The sequence below is a fragment of the Streptomyces sp. NPDC053542 genome (assembly GCF_044544685.1).
GTDB lineage: Bacteria > Actinomycetota > Actinomycetes > Streptomycetales > Streptomycetaceae > Streptomyces.
Window position 1 is genome coordinate 333711 of the sequence record NZ_JBITXL010000008.1, and the last position, 19275, is coordinate 352985.

Below are 19275 nucleotides of genomic sequence, written 5' to 3' on the forward strand. Positions count from 1 at the left end.
GTCCGGTGGTGCTCGTTCTTCTCGGGTACGGGGTGACTCAGGCGGGGTGCGTGAACGAGGGCTCCTGCGGCTCCTCGACCTCGTAGTCCCGCTCCCAGCCCTCGCACTCCAGCTTCAGGCTCTGGATCGCCACCGCGTTGGCGTTGGCGTCCATCTCGCCGAGCACCTGGTACTCGCTCGGCCAGGCCCGGTAGATCTTGTGCGAGACGGCGACCTGGCCGGCCTCGTTCAGGACCTGGATGACGATGTCCTTGCGGAAGTCCGCGAGCGACACCTCCGAGCCCAGGCCCGCGCCGACCTGCCAGACCTTGTTGGCCCAGCGGTCGAACTCGGGGTCGTGGGTGACCCCGCGCTCCAGGGTGATGCCCTCGAACTCCGAGCGCCCGGGCGACTTCCGCGGCGAGCTGGGGTCGCCGCCGTGCCGGTGCTTGACGACTTCGGTGGTGCGCTTGAGCGGGGATATCTTGCTGATGCCCGCGACCGTCCGACCGTCCCACAGGACCAGGAACTTGAAGTTCTTGTACGGGTCGAAGCGATGGGCGTTGATGGTGAACTCAGCCATCGTTTTCCTTCGTTGCCTAGGTTCCTTCGCTGACGGGTGCGTGGCTAGAGCTCGAACTGCCCGGCCATCTGCTGGATCTTGACGATCACGAACTCCGCGGGCTTGACCGGCGCGATGCCGACGACGACGTTGACGATGCCGTTGTCGATGTCCTCGGCGGTCGTGGTGTCCTTGTCGCACTTGACGAAGTACGCCTCGCGCGGCGTGCCGCCCTTGAACGCGCCCTGCTGGAAGAGGCCGTGCAGGTACGACGAGGCGTTGAGCCGGATCTGCTGCCACAGCTGCTCGTTGTTGGGCTCGAAGACCACCCACTGCAGGCCGCGCAGCAGGGACTCCTCGACGTGCAGCGCGAGGCGGCGGACCGGTACGTACTTCCACTCGCTGTCCAGCGCGTCCGCGCCCTGCAGCGTGCGGGCGCCCCAGACCACCGGGCCGACCATCGGGAAGGTGCGCAGGCAGTTGATGCCGAGCGGGTTGAGCAGGCCGTTCTCCCGGTCGGTGAGCTTGACCGAGAGGGAGTGCACGCCCGCGAGGCGCGCCTCGGTGCCCGCCGGCGCCTTCCACACGCCGCGCTCGCCGTCCGTACGGGCGATCACGCCCGCGATGGCGCCGGACGGCGGGAAGGTGCGCAGCCGGCCGGTGAGCGGGTCGGTGAGCTGGAGGTGCGGGAAGTACAGCCCGGAGTGGTTGCCGCGGACCGAGTCCAGCGCGCCGATGCCGGCCCGCGCGGAGTCCACGGAGACCCAGGTCGAGGGCGCGTCCACGAGGTGGAAGATGCGCCGCTCCTGGCAGAGCCGCTCGGCGGCGGAGAGCACCGTGACCATGTCCTCGGTGTTCTCGTACGCGGAGAGCTCCGGCAGCGACAGCAGGTTCACGTCGTCGACGTCGCGCAACGCCTGGAGACCGGTCTTGCGGGCCTCGCTGCCGATGATGTCGCGCGGGCCCGGCGCGTCGCCGTCCACGCCGCCGGAGAGCGGGAAGACCGGCGGGTTGACCGATGCCTCCAGGCCCAGGTCGTTGGCGCACTCGCCGACGAACCGGACCACGTCCTCGGGGTCGGCCGACCCGGCGACCACCTGGAGGCGGCGGCCGAAGGCGGTGACCTGGGCGCCCGCGAAGGCGTGCTTGCCCGGGGCGTCCGGCAGCGCGCGCAGCTTGCGCTCCAGGAGGAGGGCGAGCTCGGTGACGGTGCAGGGGGCCTCGCCGTCCTGGTCCGGGTCGTAGAGCGTGAACTCGCGCTCCACCTCGCCGATCTTGACGGTGAGGTCCACGGCCAGGTCGGGCAGGTCGTGCGCGAACGGCTTGGAGACCGTGCCGGAGGGGTCGGGGCGCCCCTCGTCGAGGACCTTGACGCGGATCAGCTGGGAGCCGGCGTTGATCACGGTCTCGGCGTACCGGCCGCTCTCGGGGTCCATGGACAGGTTGCCGTAGGACTCGCGGGCCGTGCCCTTGGCGTCGAGGACCTGGAGGTTGAAGGTCTCCTCACAGGCCGTGGTGTCGTGGTCGACGGCGACGCGCAGGCCGTCGCCCCAGACGCCGGGCTCCTTGGCGTGCACCTCCAGCACCGGGCACTCGCTGTGCCCCTCGGTGGACTCCAGGGTGGTGCATGCCTCTTCGCCGGTGCCCGCCTTGACGGCCCGGACGATCACGGCGACGGTGCCGCCGTTGCCGAAGAACTGGTGTACCGCGTAGCTCAGCGGGCTCTTCGATGTCAGGCCGCCGAAGCGGCGCTCGAAGTCGGCGAAGCTGGTGACGCGCACCGGGTGGTTGAGCGGGCCCCGGCGAGTGTGACCCACGAAGGCGGTCACCGAGGTGGTGACGGTGGCGATGGTACGGACGCTGCTGGGAAGCTCTTCGACGTAGACGCCGGGATAGGTCGCGTTTGTCGGCATTCCCCCTCCAATCCCTTCAGGCACCGAGTAAGAGGGCACCAAGAGGGAGGTGGGGAGGAGGTGGCCAAGCCGACGCCACCGCGCCCCTACGCGGCCGCGCACTGCTCATCAGTCTCCCCCGTCCGCCCCGGTGAGTTTCGGTCTTCCGGGACCAGGCCGCCGCTTGTGACAGCGGCCTGTGACTCCTGATGCGTAAGTGCACAACGCAGTCTCCAGCGCGGTGAGTTGAGGGGTCAAGGATGCGTTCCGGTCGGCTTTTGCGGAGGAGTTGTGTGGGCCGGAACGGCGCGGTGAGCGGGCGGCTGCGGTGCGTGTCCGGGCCGTACCGCCCGTGAGCGGGGCGCCCCGGTGCATACCGGGCGCGGGTTGCCCGCCGTGCGGGGAGGTCCGGCAGCGGAGGGGTGTACTCCGTGTGAGGAGGCGGTGCGGGCCACCGTCGAGATCCGGCCGGGTCCGGCCGGCCGGTGTGACGCGCGCCTCCGTCCGCGTGATCTGTGACGGTAATCACCGCCGCAGTGTGATCTGCGATTTAGGAGGGCCGGTGCAGCGGGGATAACCTGCGAGACGGACATGCCGCGTACCGGCTGACGATGTACGCCCTTGCTGTGACTGCGTTGTCACCCTGCCCTCGCGGCACGCCCGCGCAGACAACGAACCGCGATCACCACGACTCGTGGCTATTTGAGAAGCAAAGGGACGGACGCGCGTGGACCTGTTCGAGTACCAGGCGAGGGACCTCTTCGCCAAGCACGGTGTACCGGTGCTGGCCGGTGAAGTCATTGACACGCCTGAGGCAGCCCGCGAGGCGACCGAGCGGCTGGGCGGCAAGTCTGTCGTCAAGGCCCAGGTGAAGGTCGGCGGCCGCGGCAAGGCCGGCGGTGTGAAGCTGGCCGCCACCCCGGACGAGGCCGTCGCTCGCGCGACGGACATCCTCGGGATGGACATCAAGGGCCACACGGTCCACAAGGTGATGATCGCGGAGACCGCTCCGGAAATCCTCGAGGAGTACTACGTCTCGTACCTCCTCGACCGCACCAACCGCACCTTCCTGGCCATGGCCTCGGTGCAGGGCGGCATGGACATCGAGGAGGTCGCGGAGAAGACCCCCGAGGCCCTCGCGAAGGTTCCGGTCGACTCCATCGAGGGTGTGACCATCGAGAAGGCCCGCGAGATCGTCGCCCAGGCGAAGTTCCCGGCCGAGGTCGCCGAGAAGGTCGCCGAGGTCATGGTGACCCTGTGGGACACCTTCGTGGCCGAGGACGCCCTCCTCGTCGAGGTCAACCCGCTCGCCAAGGTCGCCTCCGGTGACATCCTGGCGCTGGACGGCAAGGTGTCCCTGGACGCCAACGCCGAGTTCCGCCAGCCGGAGCACGAGGCCCTCGAGGACAAGGCCGCAGCCAACCCGCTCGAGGCTGCCGCCAAGGCCAAGGGCCTGAACTACGTCAAGCTCGACGGCCAGGTCGGCATCATCGGCAACGGCGCGGGTCTCGTCATGAGCACCCTGGACGTCGTCGCGTACGCCGGTGAGAAGCACTCCGGCGTCAAGCCCGCCAACTTCCTCGACATCGGTGGCGGCGCCTCCGCCGAGGTCATGGCGAACGGCCTGGAGATCATCCTCGGCGACCCGGACGTCAAGTCCGTGTTCGTCAACGTCTTCGGTGGCATCACCGCGTGCGACGAGGTCGCCAACGGCATCGTGCAGGCCCTGGAGCTGCTGAAGTCCAAGGGCGAGGACGTCAACAAGCCGCTGGTCGTCCGCCTGGACGGCAACAACGCGGAGCTGGGTCGCAAGATCCTGTCGGACGCGAACCACCCGCTCGTGCAGCGCGTGGACACCATGGACGGCGCGGCCGACAAGGCCGCCGAGCTCGCGGCTGCGAAGTAAGGGAAGAGGGACTCCAGAACAATGGCTATCTTCCTCAACAAGGACAGCAAGGTCATCGTCCAGGGCATGACCGGTGCCACGGGCATGAAGCACACCAAGCTCATGCTGGGTGACGGCACGAACATCGTCGGCGGCGTGAACCCGCGCAAGGCCGGCACCGAGGTCGACTTCGACGGCACCTCCGTACCGGTCTTCGGCTCGGTCAAGGAGGCCATGGAGAAGACGGGCGCCAACGTCTCCGTCCTCTTCGTGCCGCCGGCCTTCTCCAAGGCCGCCGTCATCGAGGCCATCGACGCCGAGATCCCGCTCGCCGTGGTGATCACCGAGGGCATCGCCGTCCACGACTCCGCCGCCTTCTGGGCGTACGCGAAGGCCAAGGGCAACAAGACCCGCATCATCGGCCCGAACTGCCCCGGTCTCATCACCCCGGGCCAGTCCAACGCCGGCATCATCCCGGGCGACATCACGAAGCCGGGCCGCATCGGCCTGGTCTCGAAGTCCGGCACGCTGACGTACCAGATGATGTACGAGCTCCGTGACATCGGCTTCTCGTCGGCCGTCGGCATCGGTGGCGACCCGGTCATCGGCACCACCCACATCGACGCCCTCGAGGCGTTCGAGGCGGACCCCGACACCGACCTGATCGTCATGATCGGTGAGATCGGCGGCGACGCCGAGGAGCGTGCGGCCGACTACATCAAGGCCAACGTCACCAAGCCGGTCGTCGGCTACGTCGCGGGCTTCACCGCGCCCGAGGGCAAGACCATGGGCCACGCCGGCGCCATCGTCTCCGGCTCCTCCGGCACCGCCCAGGCGAAGAAGGAGGCCCTCGAGGCCGCCGGTGTCAAGGTCGGCAAGACCCCGACCGAGACCGCCCAGCTCGCCCGTGAGCTGCTCGCCGGCTGAATCCGGCGCGGCGCGGCACTGCGTCCCTGACGTGGCGCGCGCGTAGCTTTTCCGAGCGCGGACCCGTACTCCCTTGGGGGGTGTACGGGTCCGCGTTCGTCTGTACGGGCCCGCGTTTTACGGGCGGTGCCGCGGGCCGCGCGTCAGGGGCGGTGCTGCGGGTCGTGCTCGGCGTGCGCGTCGCCGGCCTGGCCCGCGGGCGCGCCGGGCGGCGCGGGCGGCTGGACGTACCGTTCGCCGGTCCCCGCCCACAACGAGGCGGCCGTGACCGCCACGATCAGCCCGGTCAGCCCGATCGCGCTGCGTGTCATCCGCCGGGTGCTGCGCTCGCTGCCGGTCCGTACGGCACGGGCCGCCGCCGTCCGTACCGGGTGGGCCGCCGCCAGCCGCGCCAGCCGCTCGCACAGGATCTCCCGCTGCCGGGCCGGCGGCTCCCCGGCCAGCCCCAGCTCCGGCAGCCGCCCGGCCAGCGCCTCGCGGGCGTGCGTGAGCCGCCCGTGCGCGGCCGGCGTGCTCGCCTCGATCTCGGCCGCGGTCTCGGGCAGCTCCAGGCCGACGGCGTCGTGCAGCAGCAGGGCGCGGCGGTAGGGCGCGGGCAGCCGCAGCAGGGCGGTCAGCAGCGGATCGGGCCGGCCGCTGCCCGACGCCTTCGCGGGGGACCGGAAGGAGCTGGGGCGGAAGCGGTGCCAGGGAGAGAGTGCGTACTCGTGTGCCGCGGCCCGCACCCAGCCGGCCGGGTCGTGGTCGCGGGCCACCTCCGGCCAGCGCTGCCAGGCCAGCTGGAAGCCCCACTCGACGGCCTCGCGGGAGAGGTGCGGCCGCCCGGTGAGGAGGAACGCCTGCCGGGCGAGCGCCGGCGCGTGCCGGACGTACAGCGCGTCGAAGGCGGCCGCGGGGGAGGGGGCGTCACCGGCCGCGGATGACGGCGCGTCACCGGTCGCGGGTGACGGTACGTCAGCCGGGCCGGGGTCCTCCCCGGCCGGTCGGGGCTGCTGGGACTTTCGGGCTGTCCGGGTTGTAAATCCCATAAACGTATCTTGGGCGACACGTCCGGTATTCGCCCGCTGCGTAGTGGAAACGGGTGTTGTTGGCAGCATGGCGGCGTGAGCCAGATGACCGACAACGGACCGACGGCGGCCACGCCGGGCGGGGCCGCCGCGCAGCCCGCCACCACGACCGGCGGCGCGTTCCTCGCGGGGGTGGTGACCGCCGGGCTGGGCCTCGGCGTCTGCACCGTCTCCGTCCTCCTCCTGTGGATCGTCGCGCCGGCGCCGGCCGCCGGCAGCCCCTCCGGCGCACTGCACATCGCCGCCGACCTGTGGCTGCTCGCGCACGGCGCCGACCTCGTACGGACGGCGGGGCCCGGCGCGGCCGCCGTGCCGGTGGGCGTGACGCCGCTGCTCCTCGTCGCCGTGCCCGTATGGCTGCTGTACCGCTGCGCCCAGCGCGCCCTGGCGGCGGCGGGCGGCGGACCACGGCGGCATGCGCGCGGCAGGGGAGCCCTGCGCCGCCCCGCTTCCCCCGGCGCCGTGCTCGGCCGGTTCCTCGGCGGCTACCTGCTGACCGCCGCGGCCGCCGTGGCGTACGCGGCGTCCGGGGCGCTGCGGGTCGCGCCGGTGAGCGCGCTGCTGTGCGTGCCGCTCACCGCCGCGGGCACGGTGGCCGTGGTGGCGGCGCGCACGGTCGGGCTGGGCGCCGTCCTGCCGCTGCCCGCGCGCGCCCGGCAGCTCTGGGCCGGACTGCCGCCCGGCGTGCGCGCGGCCCTCGCCCCGCCCCGGCGCGCCGCCGCGCTGCGCGCCGCCTGTGCGGCCGGCGCGGTCCTGCTCGCCGCGGGCGCGCTGCTGGTCATGACCGGCCTGGTGTGGCACGCGGGCGCCGTGCGCCACCACGTCCTGCACGTCGCCCCGGACTGGCCCGGCCGCGGCACGGTCCTGCTGGTCTGCCTCCTGCTGCTGCCGAACGCGGCCGTCTGGGGCGCCGCGTACGCGCTGGGCCCCGGCTTCACGCTCGGCGCGGGCAGTACGGCAGGGCCGCTCGGCGCCGCGGGCTACCCGGCGGGCCTGCCGCCCTTCCCGCTGCTCGGCGCGGTCCCGCAGGAGGCCGCCGGATCCCCGCTGACCTGGGCGGCGGCCATCGGGCCCGTCGCGGCGGGGGCGGCCGCCGCGTGGTACGCGGCACGGCCCGCGCGCGCCGCGGCGGAGGCGGTACGGGAAGCGGCGGAGCGGACCGGTGGCGGGGCGGCCGCGCGCGGGCCCGAGGCCCGGCTGCTGCGCTGGAACCGCCGCTCCACCGCCACGGTCGCGGCGCTCGCGGCACTGGTGTGCGGGGCCGGGGCCGCGGTGCTCGCGGGCGCGGCGGGCGGCGCGCTCGGCACCGCCGCGCTCCGGCACGTCGGCCCGAGCTGGTGGCTCACGGGCGCGGCAGCAGCGGCCTGGACGGCGGCCGTCGCCGTACCGGGCGCCCTCGCCCTGCGCGAGTGGCACCTGTGGCGCACGCTCGGCCGCTCGCCGCTGCGGAAGCTCCGGTCACCACTGCCGAAGCTCCGCCCGCCTCGGACGGAGCGGTAGCCCGCGCGACCTCTGCGGGCCTTACTCCTGCACGCTCAGGATCGGCCGCAGCTGCTCCGGGAGGAGGTCCTCGCAGGAGTGCCGGGCGGACTGGGTGAGGGCGTCGTTGACGCAGGTGTAGTAGTCCTTGTACACGAGCTGGAGGGTGAATCCCGCGGCCACGATGCACAGTGCCAGGCACGCCGTGACCAGCCCGCTCAGTGCCGCGGTGGTCTGCGGCCGGGTGCTGCCGTAGGCCGCGGGCGCGCCCGTGTTGCCGGCGGTCGCGTGCGGCGGTCCCGCCGTCGTGGTGTCCGCGCCGTGCGGGGGGACGCCGCCCGAGATGTCCGCCGCGGTGGCCCTGGCCTGCGTGGGCTTGTCCCCGCCCGGCTTGCCCGCGCGCGGCTTGGCGCGCAGCGCGCTGATGCCCCAGTACAGGGCCAGCGCGCCGAGCAGCAGGGCGATCTCGGGGAGGCTGAAGAGCGAGAAGAAGAACGCCCACATGCCCGAGAGGAGGGCGTAGCGCGCCCGGCGCTGGGCCGGGTCGGTCGGGTCCCAGCGCAGCCCGGTCTGCCCGGGGCCGCCGGAGCCGCCCGGTCCCTCCGGTCCGCCGCGCCCGGGGCGGCTGCCGAATCCGCCGCTCTGGCGACCCGGCTGCCGGCTGCTCCACTGGCTGCCCCAGGCATGCCGGCCGTCGTGCTCGTCGGAGGAGCCCTGCGCGTCCTTCCCGGATTTCTCGGTGTCCCCGGACTTTCCGGAGTCCCCGGAGTCCTCGGGATGGCCCGAGTGCGCGTGGCGCGGCCGCCATTCCCGGTCGGGTGTCCCGGCCGGCGGTGCGGCGAAGGGGTTGTCCCGGTCCCGGTCCCGGCCGTCCTGGCCGCCGGCCCCCGCACCGCGGCCGTCCCCGGAAGTGCCCTCCGAGGAGGACGGCGACGGCTTGCCCTCGCGCGGCAGCAGCACCGCCGCCCCGGGAGCGGTGGCGGGGAGGGGGAGAAGGAATGCTGCCCGGCGGCGTCGGTCCGTCATCTGAGGTGCGTCTTCCCCTTGTCTCGTCCGATCGCCGGTCCGTCCGTCCGGCGGCGGGTCCACCACGAATCGCGCGCGATCTGCACAGATCACTTGCGGTCTTACGCCCGACGCTACCTCCCGCGTCCGCCCCCGTCCCGCGGGGGCCGCGCGGAGTGCCGGTATCGTTGCTGACGGTCGGCGCCTTCGTAGGGTTCCCCGGATTTCCGGTACCCATGGCCTTGTACGACCACACAAAGCTCGCGAGACCGAGAAAGAACCGCCGTGGCTTCCTCCCCACTCACCGTCCCCGCGCCCGCACGTCCCGGCCGCCCGGCCAGGATCGTCGCGCTGGTGTCCGGTTCCGGCACCAATCTCCAGGCGCTGCTGGACGCCATCGCCGAGCAGGGCGCGGAGGCGTACGGCGCCGAGATCGTGGCCGTCGGCGCCGACCGGGGGGCCATCGCCGGCCTGGAGCGCGCCGAGCGCGCCGGGCTGCCGACGTTCGTCTGCCGGGTCAAGGACCACGCCGACCGCGCCGCGTGGGACCTCGCGCTCACCGAGGCGACCGCCGCGTACGAGCCGGACCTCGTCGTCTCGGCGGGCTTCATGAAGATCCTGGGCAAGGAGTTCCTGGCCCGGTACGGCGGCCGCGTGGTGAACACCCACCCCGCGCTGCTGCCCAGCTTTCCCGGTGCCCACGGCGTACGCGACGCGCTCGCGTACGGCGCGAAGGTCACCGGCTGCACCGTCCACTTCGTCGACGACGGCGTCGACACCGGTCCGGTCATCGCGCAGGGCGTGGTCGAGGTCCGGGACGAGGACGACGAATCCGCGCTGCACGAGCGGATCAAGGAAGTCGAGCGTTCGCTGCTCGTCGATGTCGTGGGGCGTCTGGCCCGTAACGGCTACCGCACTGAGGGACGAAAGGTAGTTATCCCGTGACCGAGACCGCCGAAGGTACCAAGCGGCCCATCCGCCGCGCGCTGGTCAGCGTCTACGACAAGACCGGGCTGGAAGAGCTGGCGAAGGGGCTGCACGCGGCGGGCGTCCAGCTCGTGTCGACCGGCTCCACCGCGGGGAAGATCGCGGCGGCCGGCGTCCCCGTGACCAAGGTCGAGGAGCTGACCGGCTTCCCCGAGTGCCTGGACGGGCGCGTGAAGACGCTGCACCCGAAGGTGCACGCGGGCATCCTCGCCGACCTGCGTCTCGAGGACCACCAGCGGCAGCTCGCCGACCTGGGCGTCGAGCCGTTCGACCTGGTGATCGTGAACCTCTACCCGTTCGCCGCGACCGTCGCCTCGGGCGCGACCCCGGACGAGTGCGTCGAGCAGATCGACATCGGCGGCCCGTCGATGGTCCGCGCCGCCGCCAAGAACCACCCCTCGGTGGCCGTCGTCGTCAACCCGCAGCGTTACGAAGACGTGCTCGCCGCCGCCTCCGAGGGCGGCTTCGACCTCGCCACCCGTAAGCGGCTGGCCGCCGAGGCGTTCCAGCACACCGCTTCGTACGACGTGGCCGTCGCCTCCTGGTTCGCCGACGACTACGCGGCCGCCGACGACTCCGGCTTCCCGTCCTTCACCGGCGCCACCTACGAGCGCAAGAACGTCCTGCGGTACGGCGAGAACCCGCACCAGGGCGCCGCGCTCTACGTGGACGGCAACGGGGGCGGGCTCGCCGACGCCGAGCAGCTGCACGGCAAGGAGATGTCGTACAACAACTTCACGGACACGGACGCCGCGCGCCGTGCCGCGTACGACCACGCCGAGCCCTGCGTCGCGATCATCAAGCACGCCAACCCCTGCGGCATCGCGATCGGCGCGGACGTCGCCGAGGCGCACCGCCGCGCCCACGAGTGCGACCCGCTGTCCGCCTTCGGCGGCGTGATCGCCGTCAACCGCCCGGTCAGCAAGGCGATGGCCGAGCAGGTCGCGGAGATCTTCACCGAGGTCATCGTGGCGCCGGACTACGAGGAGGGCGCGCTGGAGGCCCTCACCAAGAAGAAGAACATCCGCGTGCTGCGCGTGCCCGGCGCCCCGGCGAACCCCGTCGAGGTCAAGGCCATCGACGGCGGCGCGCTGCTCCAGGTCACCGACCGCCTCCAGGCCGACGGCGACGACCCGGCCAACTGGACCCTCGCCACCGGCGAGGCCCTGTCCGCCGACGAGCTCGCCGAGCTGGCCTTCGCCTGGCGCGCCTCCCGCGCCGTGAAGTCCAACGCGATCCTGCTCGCCAAGGACGGCGCGACGGTCGGCGTCGGCATGGGCCAGGTCAACCGCGTCGACTCCGCGAAGCTCGCGGTGCAGCGCGCGGGCGAGGAGCGGGCGCGCGGCTCGTACGCCGCCTCCGACGCGTTCTTCCCCTTCCCCGACGGCCTGGAGGTCCTCACCGAGGCCGGCATCAAGGCCGTCGCCCAGCCCGGCGGCTCGGTCCGCGACGAGCAGGTCATCGAGGCCGCCAAGAAGGCGGGCGTGACGATGTACTTCACGGGCACGCGCCACTTCTTCCACTGATCACCGCGCGTACGGGCCCGGCGGAGCGCTCCGCCGGGCCCGTACGCGGTGGCCGCTCAGCAGCCGCTGCGCCAGCGGACGGCGTCGACGGTGTAGTCGAGGCCGCTGCGCCACGAGCCGGGCGCCAGACAGGTCCAGTCGTTGCTGAACCGCTTGATCCGCGCGTGGTCGCGCGGGTGGCTGGTGTCCCCGTTGTTCCACATCGAGCTGATGTGCTTGTAGTTGCGGTTCGTGTTGGCCCAGACCTTGTGGACCTTCCCCTGACCGTGCGGCTTGGTGTACAGGCACACCGCGCCCTCCGGACAGGGCTTCCAGCCCTTGGGCGCCGCGGCCTGCGCTGCCGTCTCCGCCGGTGCGGCCGCCCCCGCCGGGGCCATGGCGATCGTGCCCACGGCCACCGCCGCGGTCGCCACCGTCATCGCGATCCTGCGCATCATGGTCGTACGTCCCTCCGTTGACTGCCACCCCCGTGATGGCATGCCCTCACCATCCCGGAGCGGGCCGACGGCCGGTACCTCGGAACTCTCAGGGTGCGCTCAGCAGCTCTTGACCCACCGGTGGGAGCGGAGTTGCTCCTGGCCGGCCGGGAGGTCCGTGCGGCCGAGGCGGCTGATGCAGCCCTGCGGGCCGCGGAAGTCGTCGCCGGGGTAGTACGAGACGGCCGTGTACGAGCCGTCGACGCCGTTGTTGAACACCGAGCGCGGCGGCGTCCGGGCGCTCCAGGGGCAGGAGATCGTGCCGGTCCGCCAGTCCTCGTCGAAGCCGAACCAGCTGCACATGTCGCCCTTTCCGGCCGCTTCGGTGAAGAAGCAGACGTGGCCCTTCTTGCAGCGGTCATAGCCGGTCGGGGCCTTGCTCTCCTGGGCGGCTCCGGGCGCGCCGCCCAGCAGCAGCGCGGTGGCCCCCGCGGACGCGGCCATCAGCAGCAGGGCGGCACCGCCCGCGGCAACGGCCCGGCGCAGGCGCCGCCGGGGGGCCGGTGAGCGAACGGCGGTCCCGGCCGCCTCCTGCGTGCGGCGCAGCAGTGACGGCGCGTCATGTGCGGCGCGCTCCTCGTGCGTCGGCGCCAGACAGTCGCGGACGATCTCCCGCCAGGGGGAGGCGAGCGCGGGCGACAGCCGCAGGCCGCCGCTGCCCTGGGCATAGCTCAGCACGGCGTCCCGGCGGGCCGAGGGCGTGCCGCCCGGGAAGGGGGAGGTCCCGGTGAGGACGAGGTGGGCGAGGACGCCGAAGGCCCAGATGTCCGCGCTGGGCCGGACCAGCCGGCCGCGCTCGCCGATCTCGGACCAGAGCAGTTCGGGCGGAGTGTAGTCGGGCGTGGAGAAGGCGGGGGAGTAGGCGTGGGTGCCCTCCAGCTCCGCGGCGAGGTTGAAGTCGGCGAGCCGTACGGTGTCGGGCGCGACGGCGTCCGCCGCCCCGCTGCCCGCCCCGGCGGCCCCGGCCCCCCGGGACATCAACAGCACATTGCCGGGCTTGAGATCGCCGTGCACCCAGCCCGCGCCGTGCAACTGGGCCAGCCCCTCGCAGATCTGGACGAGCAGGGTCCCGGCGCCGGGCAGCGGGCCCGGTGCCACCAGCGAGACGAGCGAGAGCAGCGCGGCCAGGGAGCTTTCCGCACGTTCCAGGACCAGGACGGTGGCGCCGTCGACGTCGGGACACTCCGGCGCGTCGACGGTGAGCGCCTCGTACATCCGGATCAGCCGCGGCTGCCGGCACCTGCGGTGCAGGGCGAGTTCGCGCTCGGCGAGGTCCCGCAGGTGGTGCAGCTGCCGGGGTGTACGGGTGCCGGTGGGCAGGAACTTCAGGGCGGCCTCGGCGGGCTGCCCGGCACCCGGACCGGCCTCACCGCCGTCCACCGCGCGCGCCGCGTACACACTGCCGAACGCGCCCGAGGCGATCGGCTCGCCCACTTCCCACCGGCCGATGCGGAACCCGGCCGGCACGGGGACCGCGACGCCGGGCCGTGGGTCCGTCATGCCGTCAGTACCCCGTCCAGCACGCCCAGTTCGTCCTCGCGCACGAGGTCGAAGCGGAGCGCGAGGGAGACCACGGACTCCTTCTTGCCGTTCAGCCGCGGGCCGCAGTCGGCGGACTCGGGCGGCTGCTTGAGGCGCAGTTTGACCGCGAGGTAGTCGATGTTCCACTGCACGGCGGCCCGTCCGGCGGCCGGCCACACCGGCCGCAGCCGCTCGACGATCCGGTCGGTGGTGGGCAGCGGGGCGTGCGGCGCGCCGCTCAGCCGCGGCTCGCACAGCGCGGCCAGGACGAGGAAGTAGCGCTTGGTGCGATCGAGCGGGAAGGCGAGGACTGTGGCTTCGCCGCCGTCGGAGCCGGTGAGCGGGTCGGCGTAGTCGTGGCGCGGCGCCCAGACGTCAAAGGTCAGCAGCTCATCGGCGGCGGGCAGGACGACCCGCGCGAACTCGAACGGGATCGGCGCCCCGATCCGCCCCGGCGCGACCTTGACGTGCTCGCCCGCGCCCTCCGGGTTCTCCACGACGTAGGTCTGGCGGGCGCTGTGGTTGGTCAGCGTCCAGTACGCACCGGTGGCCGTGATCTCCCCGGCCGTACGCGAGACTCCGCAGTGCGGGATGGTCAGTTGGCGGCCGCCGTCGCTGCGCCGCTCCGAGCGGCCGAATCCCAGGGTCTCGCCCGGCTCCAGCCGGATCTGTTCCCCGCTCCCGCCGCACGGCGAGGGCACCACGATGATGCTGAACATGAGCCGTCCCTTCCCCCGGTGGATCATCGGAAGGGTAGCGGCGGAGAGTGATCGAAATCAGCCTGACGTGCGGATTCTGTTACGGACTGTGACATGAGGGGCGCGGGTGGGGTAACGACGCATGACGAAGGCCCCCGTCCACGGTGTGGACGGGGGCCTTCGGTGCGGTGGTTACTTCTCGACCACCGTTTACTTCTCGACCACCGTTTACTTCTTGATCACCACGGTGCCGGCGGCACGGTCGTGCCAGCCCTGCAGCTTGCCGCTGTTGTCGAAGAACGGCGACAGGTAGGTCAGCAGCATGCCGATGTAGCAGATGAACGCGCCGACCATCGGGATGATGTAGCGGATGAAGCCCGCGCCGACGCCGGGGACGCCGCCGGTGGACTCCTTGACGACCCGCAGGCCGAGCGCCATCTTGCCGAAGGTGGCGCCCTTGATGCCGATCATCAGCCACTCGTAGAGCAGCATGAAGAGAGCGAAGATGCCCAGGATGCCGAACATGACGGCGACACCGCTGCTGGCCTGCGCGGCGGCCTCGTTCATGCAGGCGTCGTAACCCGGGTCCATGTAGCTGCCGCAGTCCTCGGCGGCGTCACCGGCGATGCCGACGACGCTGCCCATGCCCGCGACCATGGCGATCGTCATGATCACACCGACGATCACGCCGTCCAGCAGCCGCGCGAGGAAGCGCTGGCCCATCGTCGCGAGCAGCACCGGGCCGCTGACGAGGTTGATGTAGCCGTTGTTGGCCTGGACGGAGCTGCCGGCGGGCTGCTGCTGGCCGTACGCGGCCTGCTGGCCGTACGGCTGCTGCGGCGCGCCCGGGGCCTGCTGCGGGTAGCCGTAGCCCTGCTGCGGCGGGACGCCCTGGGGGGCCTGCTGGGGGTAGCCGTAGCCGGGCTGGCCCTGCGGCTGCTGGGGCGGCTGCTGGCTGTAGGGGTTGTTCGGGTCGCCGGCGGGCGGCGGAGGGTAACTCACGGAAGCTTCCTTCGGGCGGGGACGTGGCGGGCCGACGGTTACTACGGGAAGCCACCGGACCGCCCCCGCAGCGCGTTGCTGCGTGAGCCGTGAAGAGTGCTTGGTGTTCTCCCCCGAACGTGCCGCCGTCGCATTCGGCCCCTCCTGCGACTGCAGCACGTGTCGCAACATCGTGAAGTCCGGATAAAGGCTTTGTCCAGCGGACGAGAGTCCGTAGTCCCCAGGTGATCCCGATATGTGTTGTTCCTGTTACCGAGATTGGACAGCTCTGTGGTCCGCTCGCGACAACCGCTGTGCCTCTACGCGCGTCGACCTCCGAACCCGGCCCTGATTGGTACGCCGGCCCCGTCATCCGGGAGGATAGGAGCCATGAGCGCCCAGATTCTCGATGGCAAGGCCACCGCCGCCGCGATCAAGTCCGACCTGTCCGCCCGTGTGGAGGCCCTGAAGGCCAAGGGCGTACAGCCCGGTCTGGGCACCATCCTGGTCGGCGAGGACCCCGGCAGCCAGAAGTACGTCGCGGGCAAGCACCGCGACTGCGCGCAGGTGGGCATCGCCTCCATCCAGCGCGAGCTGCCCGCCACGGCCACCCAGGAGGAGATCGAGGCGGCCGTCCGCGAGCTGAACGAGGACCCGGCCTGCACCGGCTACATCGTCCAGCTGCCGCTGCCCAAGGGCATCAACGAGAACCGCGTCCTGGAGCTGATCGACCCGGCCAAGGACGCCGACGGCCTGCACCCGACCAACCTCGGCCGCCTGGTGCTCAACGAGCAGGCGCCGCTGCCCTGCACGCCGAACGGCATCCTGACGCTGCTGCGCCAGTACGGCGTCGAGATCAAGGGCGCCGAGGTCGTCGTGGTCGGCCGCGGCGTGACCATCGGCCGCTCGATGCCGCTGCTGCTCACCCGCAAGTCCGAGAACGCCACGGTGACCCAGTGCCACACCGGCACCCGCGACCTCGCCAAGCACCTCAAGGAAGCCGACATCATCGTGGCGGCGGCCGGCTCGCCGCACCTGATCAAGCCGGAGTACGTCAAGGAGGGCGCGGCCGTCCTGGACGTCGGCGTCAGCCGGGACGAGAACGGCAAGATCGTCGGCGATGTGCACCCGGGCGTGCGCGAGGTGGCCGGCTGGGTCGCCCCGAACCCGGGTGGCGTCGGCCCCATGACCCGCGCGATGCTGCTGGTCAACGTCGTCGAGGCCGCCGAGCGCGCGGCCGGCTGAGCCACGGCGGCGGGCCGACGAGCGTACGGACGACAGAAGGGCAGCGAGCGCATGAACGCCGGAGCGCACTCGGACGGGGTGTCCAGGCCGCAGCGCCTCACACGACGCTTTCCGCTGATCACGAAGGACACCGCGCGCCCCCAGGGCGGCGGCCGCGCGGCGCCCGGTGACGCGCCGGCGCCGGTCCGGCAGTGGCCGCTGCTCACGGTGATCGGCGGGGTCGCGCTCGGGCTGTTCGTGCTCTCCCTCGACGCCTTCCGGGCGGGGATCCTGCTGATCGGGCTGTCGCTGCTGGCCGGCGCGGTACTGCGGCGCGTCCTGCCGTCCGTCGGCATGCTCGCCGTACGGTCGCGCTTCACGGACATGGCGACGTACGGCGGGCTCGGCTTCGTGATCGTGATGCTGGCGCTCATGATCCAGCCCAAGCCCTGGCTGTCGCTGCCGTTCCTGGACGACATCGTCCACTTCACGGTGCGCTGACTCAGGCTCAAGGCCGTTCCGAGGCCCGTTCTCCCCCGGGGAGAACGGGCCTCCGGCGTGCTCAGCCCCGCACGGCCTCAGCCCCGCACGGCCTTGAGGCGGACGTGCACGTCGTGCCCCTTGTGCCAGCCGGTGTCGATCAGCGGGCTGTGCTGGGACTCGTTGCCCCAGCCGTAGTAGTGGAACCAGCTCTCGCGCCACTCGCCGTTGATGTTCGAACCGGTCGCGGTGTACCCCTGGGCGATCTTCCCGTCGTGCTTGTTGTCCCACAGGTAGAGCTGGGCCTTGGTCTGCGTGGCCGAGCCGCTGTAGCGGTCGCACTCGCGGTACTTGAGCCCGACGGCGTTGCCGTCGGCCTGGATGGTCCGCCATCCCGTGCAGGCGCCCTCCTGCGCGCCGGCGGACGAGGCGGTGGCCGTGGGCGCCACCGCGGCGGTGACGGCGGCGGCGAGCGCCGCGATGGTCAGTGCGAGCCGCTTGCGTGTGGTCATGGTGCGGTTTCCTCCCGTGGTGTGGGGGCGGCGCGGAGCGGACCGCGCCGCCCGGTGGGCCACGACGACTCTGCGCGGCGGGCCCGGCCACCGGCCAGCGTTTCCGGGGGAGTTGGGCGATCGTGGGACGTCCCAGGGGCTGACCTGCTGGGACGCGGCGCGCGGGGACGCCGGCGTGGGACGTGGCGGGGCGCGGGAACCGGAGGCCGGGGAACCGGAGCCCCCTCCGTGGGCATCATCCGCACCAGAGGAGGCGGTACGCCTCGGGGGAACTTCGACGCGTGTGGAGTGGGACATGTCGCGTTGGCAGGAGTTGCCCGCACCGCTCGACCAGCGGGTGCGGCAACTCGTCGTACGGCTCAGGGAACTGAAGGACCACAGCGGCCTGAGCCTGGCCGCGCTGGCCGCCAGGACCCCGTACAGCAAGTCGTCCTGGGAGCGGTACCTCAACGGCAAGAAGCTGCCGCCGCGGGACGCGGTCGAGGCGCTCGCGCGGGTCTGCGGCACCGACCCGACCCGGCTGCTGGCCCTTCAGGAGGTCGCGGCGGCGGCCTGGGAGGGGCGGACGCCTTCGGTACGGGCGTCCGCACCCTCGGTACGGGCGTCCGCGCCTTCGGTACGGGCGTCCGCGCCTGAAACTCCGGCGTCCGCGCCGCCCGAGAGCCCCGCGCCCGGACCGCCGGGCTCGCCACCCGGACCGCCGGACGCGTCGGCCCCGCAGGCCCCGCCGCACCGTGTGAAGGCGCTGCTCGCCGTGGGGCTCGTGGCCGCTCTGCTGGCCGTCGCCGCCGTCCTGCTGGTGATGCGGCCCTGGGAGAGGGGGCCGGCCGCGCCGGCGGCCGTCGCGGAGGCGTCGCCGGGCGCGTTCCGGCCCGAGCCGGGGCGGACCTTCGGCTGCCGGGTCGCCCGTACCGGGGCCGGAGCGCTGTACGCCGGACACAGCACGTCCGATGACGCGGTGCTGGCCAACGGAGGGCAGGGCTGGGAGGTCGTCGAGGCGCAGTGCCTGCTGGCCCACCACGGCTACGACCCGGGCGCGGTCGACGGCATCGTCGGCGAGAAGACCATGCGGGCCGCGAAGCGTCTGCAGGCCGTGCACGGGCTGCCCGCCGACGGGATCGTGGGCCCCGACACCTGGAAGGTGCTGCGGCGGTGAGCGGCGCTCCGCCGCCGGAGACGGTCGAATCCGCGCGGCTGACCGAGGGGTTGCGGGAGCTGCGCGCGCGTACGGGGCTGAGCCTGGCCGCGCTCGCCGCGCGCACTCCGTACAGCAAGTCCTCCTGGCAGCGGTACCTCAACGGCACGAAGCTGCCGCCCCGGGACGCGGTCGAGGCGCTGTGCCGGTTGGCGCGGCAGCGGCCGGGCCGCCTCCTCGCCCTGTGGGAGCTGGCGGAGCACGCCTGGAGCGGCCGCGCGGCGGCGGGCCCGGCCCCGGGCGCAGCGCCGCCGCCCGAGGCGCCCACGCCCGCCCTGGAAGCGCCCACGCCCCTCCTGGAGGCGTCCGCGCGCCCGCCGGGCCGGGGCCCCGCTCCCGGGCCGAGAGGGCCGCGCACGCTGCTCGGCACGGCCGTCGCGGCGGTCGTGGCCCTCGCCGTCGCGGGGGCCGTCGCCCTGCTCGCCGCGCCGGGCCACGGGGCGGGCAGCGCGCGGGCGGCGGCGGGTCCGGCCACCGCGGCGGGGCCCGTCTCCGTGCCGGCGCCTCCCGCGGTCGGCTGCCGCGGCGCGTCGTGTGGGGGCGGTGACCCCGAGGCCATGCGGTGCGGCGGCGCCGGGCGGCTGGTGACCCCGCTGGAGCGGACGGTCGCCGGGGGCGCGCGGCTCCAGGTGCGGTACAGCACGGTCTGCCGGGCGGCCTGGGGCCGGGTCACGCACGGCACGGTCGGCGACCGGGTGGTGCTGACCGTCCCGGGCCAACGGCCGCGCGCGGTACGGGTGGCCGACGCGTACGACGCCGAGGGCTACCTCGTCACGCCCATGTCGGCGGCGAAGGGGACGGGCGGGATCACGCTCTGCCTGGAGCCGGCGGACGGCGGCCGCCGGCAGTGCTTCCGTATGCCGAAGTGAAGGTTCCGTA

Annotated in this window: 18 protein-coding genes; 9 read left to right on the plus strand and 9 right to left on the minus strand. The window is 73.0% G+C overall.

What is annotated here, in order from left to right; all coding sequences use genetic code 11:
* Window positions 1–37: 37 nt before the first annotated feature.
* Window positions 38–562, minus strand: a complete 525-nt coding sequence (locus ACIGXO_RS24135; protein ID WP_030254205.1) for a phage tail protein — start codon at window positions 560–562, stop codon at window positions 38–40.
* Window positions 563–606: 44 nt separating this feature from the next.
* Window positions 607–2454 (minus strand): phage tail sheath C-terminal domain-containing protein, encoded by a 1848-nt coding sequence (locus ACIGXO_RS24140; RefSeq protein ID WP_399790405.1) that lies wholly within the window; start codon window positions 2452–2454, stop codon window positions 607–609.
* A 706-nt stretch (window positions 2455–3160) separates the two neighbouring features.
* On the opposite strand from ACIGXO_RS24140, the gene sucC reads away from it, so the two are divergent.
* Together sucC and sucD are read left to right on the plus strand one after the other, a co-directional pair.
* On the plus strand, window positions 3161–4339 hold the full coding sequence (sucC, locus tag ACIGXO_RS24145) for an ADP-forming succinate--CoA ligase subunit beta (RefSeq protein ID WP_030254201.1): 1179 nt from the start codon (window positions 3161–3163) through the stop codon (window positions 4337–4339).
* A 21-nt stretch (window positions 4340–4360) separates the two neighbouring features.
* On the plus strand, window positions 4361–5245 hold the full coding sequence (sucD, locus tag ACIGXO_RS24150) for a succinate--CoA ligase subunit alpha (protein WP_399790409.1): 885 nt from the start codon (window positions 4361–4363) through the stop codon (window positions 5243–5245).
* A 143-nt stretch (window positions 5246–5388) separates the two neighbouring features.
* On the opposite strand, the gene ACIGXO_RS24155 is transcribed toward sucD, so the two are convergent.
* Window positions 5389–6273, minus strand: a complete 885-nt coding sequence (locus ACIGXO_RS24155; protein WP_399790412.1) for an RNA polymerase sigma factor — start codon at window positions 6271–6273, stop codon at window positions 5389–5391.
* Window positions 6274–6357: 84 nt separating this feature from the next.
* On the opposite strand from ACIGXO_RS24155, the gene ACIGXO_RS24160 reads away from it, so the two are divergent.
* The gene (locus tag ACIGXO_RS24160) at window positions 6358–7812 is read left to right on the plus strand and encodes a DUF6350 family protein (protein WP_399790653.1); all 1455 of its coding nucleotides are present in this window, start codon (window positions 6358–6360) and stop codon (window positions 7810–7812) included.
* Between the two features lie 21 nt (window positions 7813–7833).
* On the opposite strand, the gene ACIGXO_RS24165 is transcribed toward ACIGXO_RS24160, so the two are convergent.
* On the minus strand, window positions 7834–8817 hold the full coding sequence (locus ACIGXO_RS24165) for a hypothetical protein (protein WP_399790415.1): 984 nt from the start codon (window positions 8815–8817) through the stop codon (window positions 7834–7836).
* Between the two features lie 264 nt (window positions 8818–9081).
* Here ACIGXO_RS24165 and purN point away from each other — a divergent pair, with 264 nt between their 5' ends.
* Both purN and purH read left to right on the plus strand, forming a co-directional pair.
* Window positions 9082–9741 carry a phosphoribosylglycinamide formyltransferase gene (gene purN, locus ACIGXO_RS24170; protein WP_363260464.1) on the plus strand — a complete coding sequence of 220 codons (660 nt, stop codon included), beginning with the start codon at window positions 9082–9084 and terminating at the stop codon, window positions 9739–9741.
* Window positions 9738–11309: a bifunctional phosphoribosylaminoimidazolecarboxamide formyltransferase/IMP cyclohydrolase gene (purH, locus tag ACIGXO_RS24175; protein WP_399790418.1), complete on the plus strand. Its 1572-nt coding sequence runs from the start codon at window positions 9738–9740 to the stop codon at window positions 11307–11309. The genes purN and purH overlap by 4 nt, the downstream gene beginning before the upstream one ends.
* 56 nt (window positions 11310–11365) lie before the next feature.
* On the opposite strand, the gene ACIGXO_RS24180 is transcribed toward purH, so the two are convergent.
* The 4 genes from ACIGXO_RS24180 to ACIGXO_RS24195 all read right to left on the minus strand — a co-directional run bounded on the left by ACIGXO_RS24180 (window position 11366) and on the right by ACIGXO_RS24195 (window position 15006).
* Window positions 11366–11746, minus strand: a complete 381-nt coding sequence (locus ACIGXO_RS24180; RefSeq protein WP_399790420.1) for a peptidase inhibitor family I36 protein — start codon at window positions 11744–11746, stop codon at window positions 11366–11368.
* 99 nt (window positions 11747–11845) lie between these two features.
* Window positions 11846–13285, minus strand: coding sequence for a protein kinase (locus ACIGXO_RS24185; RefSeq protein WP_399790423.1), 1440 nt, complete (start codon window positions 13283–13285; stop codon window positions 11846–11848).
* Window positions 13282–14025 carry an FHA domain-containing protein gene (locus ACIGXO_RS24190; RefSeq protein ID WP_399790426.1) on the minus strand — a complete coding sequence of 248 codons (744 nt, stop codon included), beginning with the start codon at window positions 14023–14025 and terminating at the stop codon, window positions 13282–13284. Before ACIGXO_RS24190 ends, ACIGXO_RS24185 begins: the two co-directional genes overlap by 4 nt.
* A gap of 207 nt (window positions 14026–14232) precedes the next feature.
* Entirely contained in the window at window positions 14233–15006 is a 774-nt protein-coding gene (locus ACIGXO_RS24195) for an RDD family protein (protein ID WP_399790429.1), read from the minus strand.
* A gap of 369 nt (window positions 15007–15375) precedes the next feature.
* Here ACIGXO_RS24195 and ACIGXO_RS24200 point away from each other — a divergent pair, with 369 nt between their 5' ends.
* Complete coding sequence (locus ACIGXO_RS24200; RefSeq protein WP_399790432.1) at window positions 15376–16230, plus strand: bifunctional methylenetetrahydrofolate dehydrogenase/methenyltetrahydrofolate cyclohydrolase; 855 nt, start codon at window positions 15376–15378, stop codon at window positions 16228–16230.
* Window positions 16231–16281: 51 nt separating this feature from the next.
* Window positions 16282–16710 (plus strand): DUF3017 domain-containing protein, encoded by a 429-nt coding sequence (locus tag ACIGXO_RS24205; protein WP_399790435.1) that lies wholly within the window; start codon window positions 16282–16284, stop codon window positions 16708–16710.
* Window positions 16711–16787: 77 nt separating this feature from the next.
* Here the strand turns inward: ACIGXO_RS24205 and ACIGXO_RS24210 are convergent, their stop codons facing one another.
* Window positions 16788–17201: a hypothetical protein gene (locus ACIGXO_RS24210; RefSeq protein WP_399790438.1), complete on the minus strand. Its 414-nt coding sequence runs from the start codon at window positions 17199–17201 to the stop codon at window positions 16788–16790.
* Window positions 17202–17496: 295 nt separating this feature from the next.
* Here ACIGXO_RS24210 and ACIGXO_RS24215 point away from each other — a divergent pair, with 295 nt between their 5' ends.
* Both ACIGXO_RS24215 and ACIGXO_RS24220 read left to right on the plus strand, forming a co-directional pair.
* Window positions 17497–18357, plus strand: coding sequence for a helix-turn-helix domain-containing protein (locus tag ACIGXO_RS24215; RefSeq protein WP_399790441.1), 861 nt, complete (start codon window positions 17497–17499; stop codon window positions 18355–18357).
* Window positions 18354–19265 (plus strand): helix-turn-helix domain-containing protein, encoded by a 912-nt coding sequence (locus ACIGXO_RS24220; protein WP_399790443.1) that lies wholly within the window; start codon window positions 18354–18356, stop codon window positions 19263–19265. Before ACIGXO_RS24215 ends, ACIGXO_RS24220 begins: the two co-directional genes overlap by 4 nt.
* The last annotated feature ends 10 nt before the right edge of the window (window positions 19266–19275 follow it).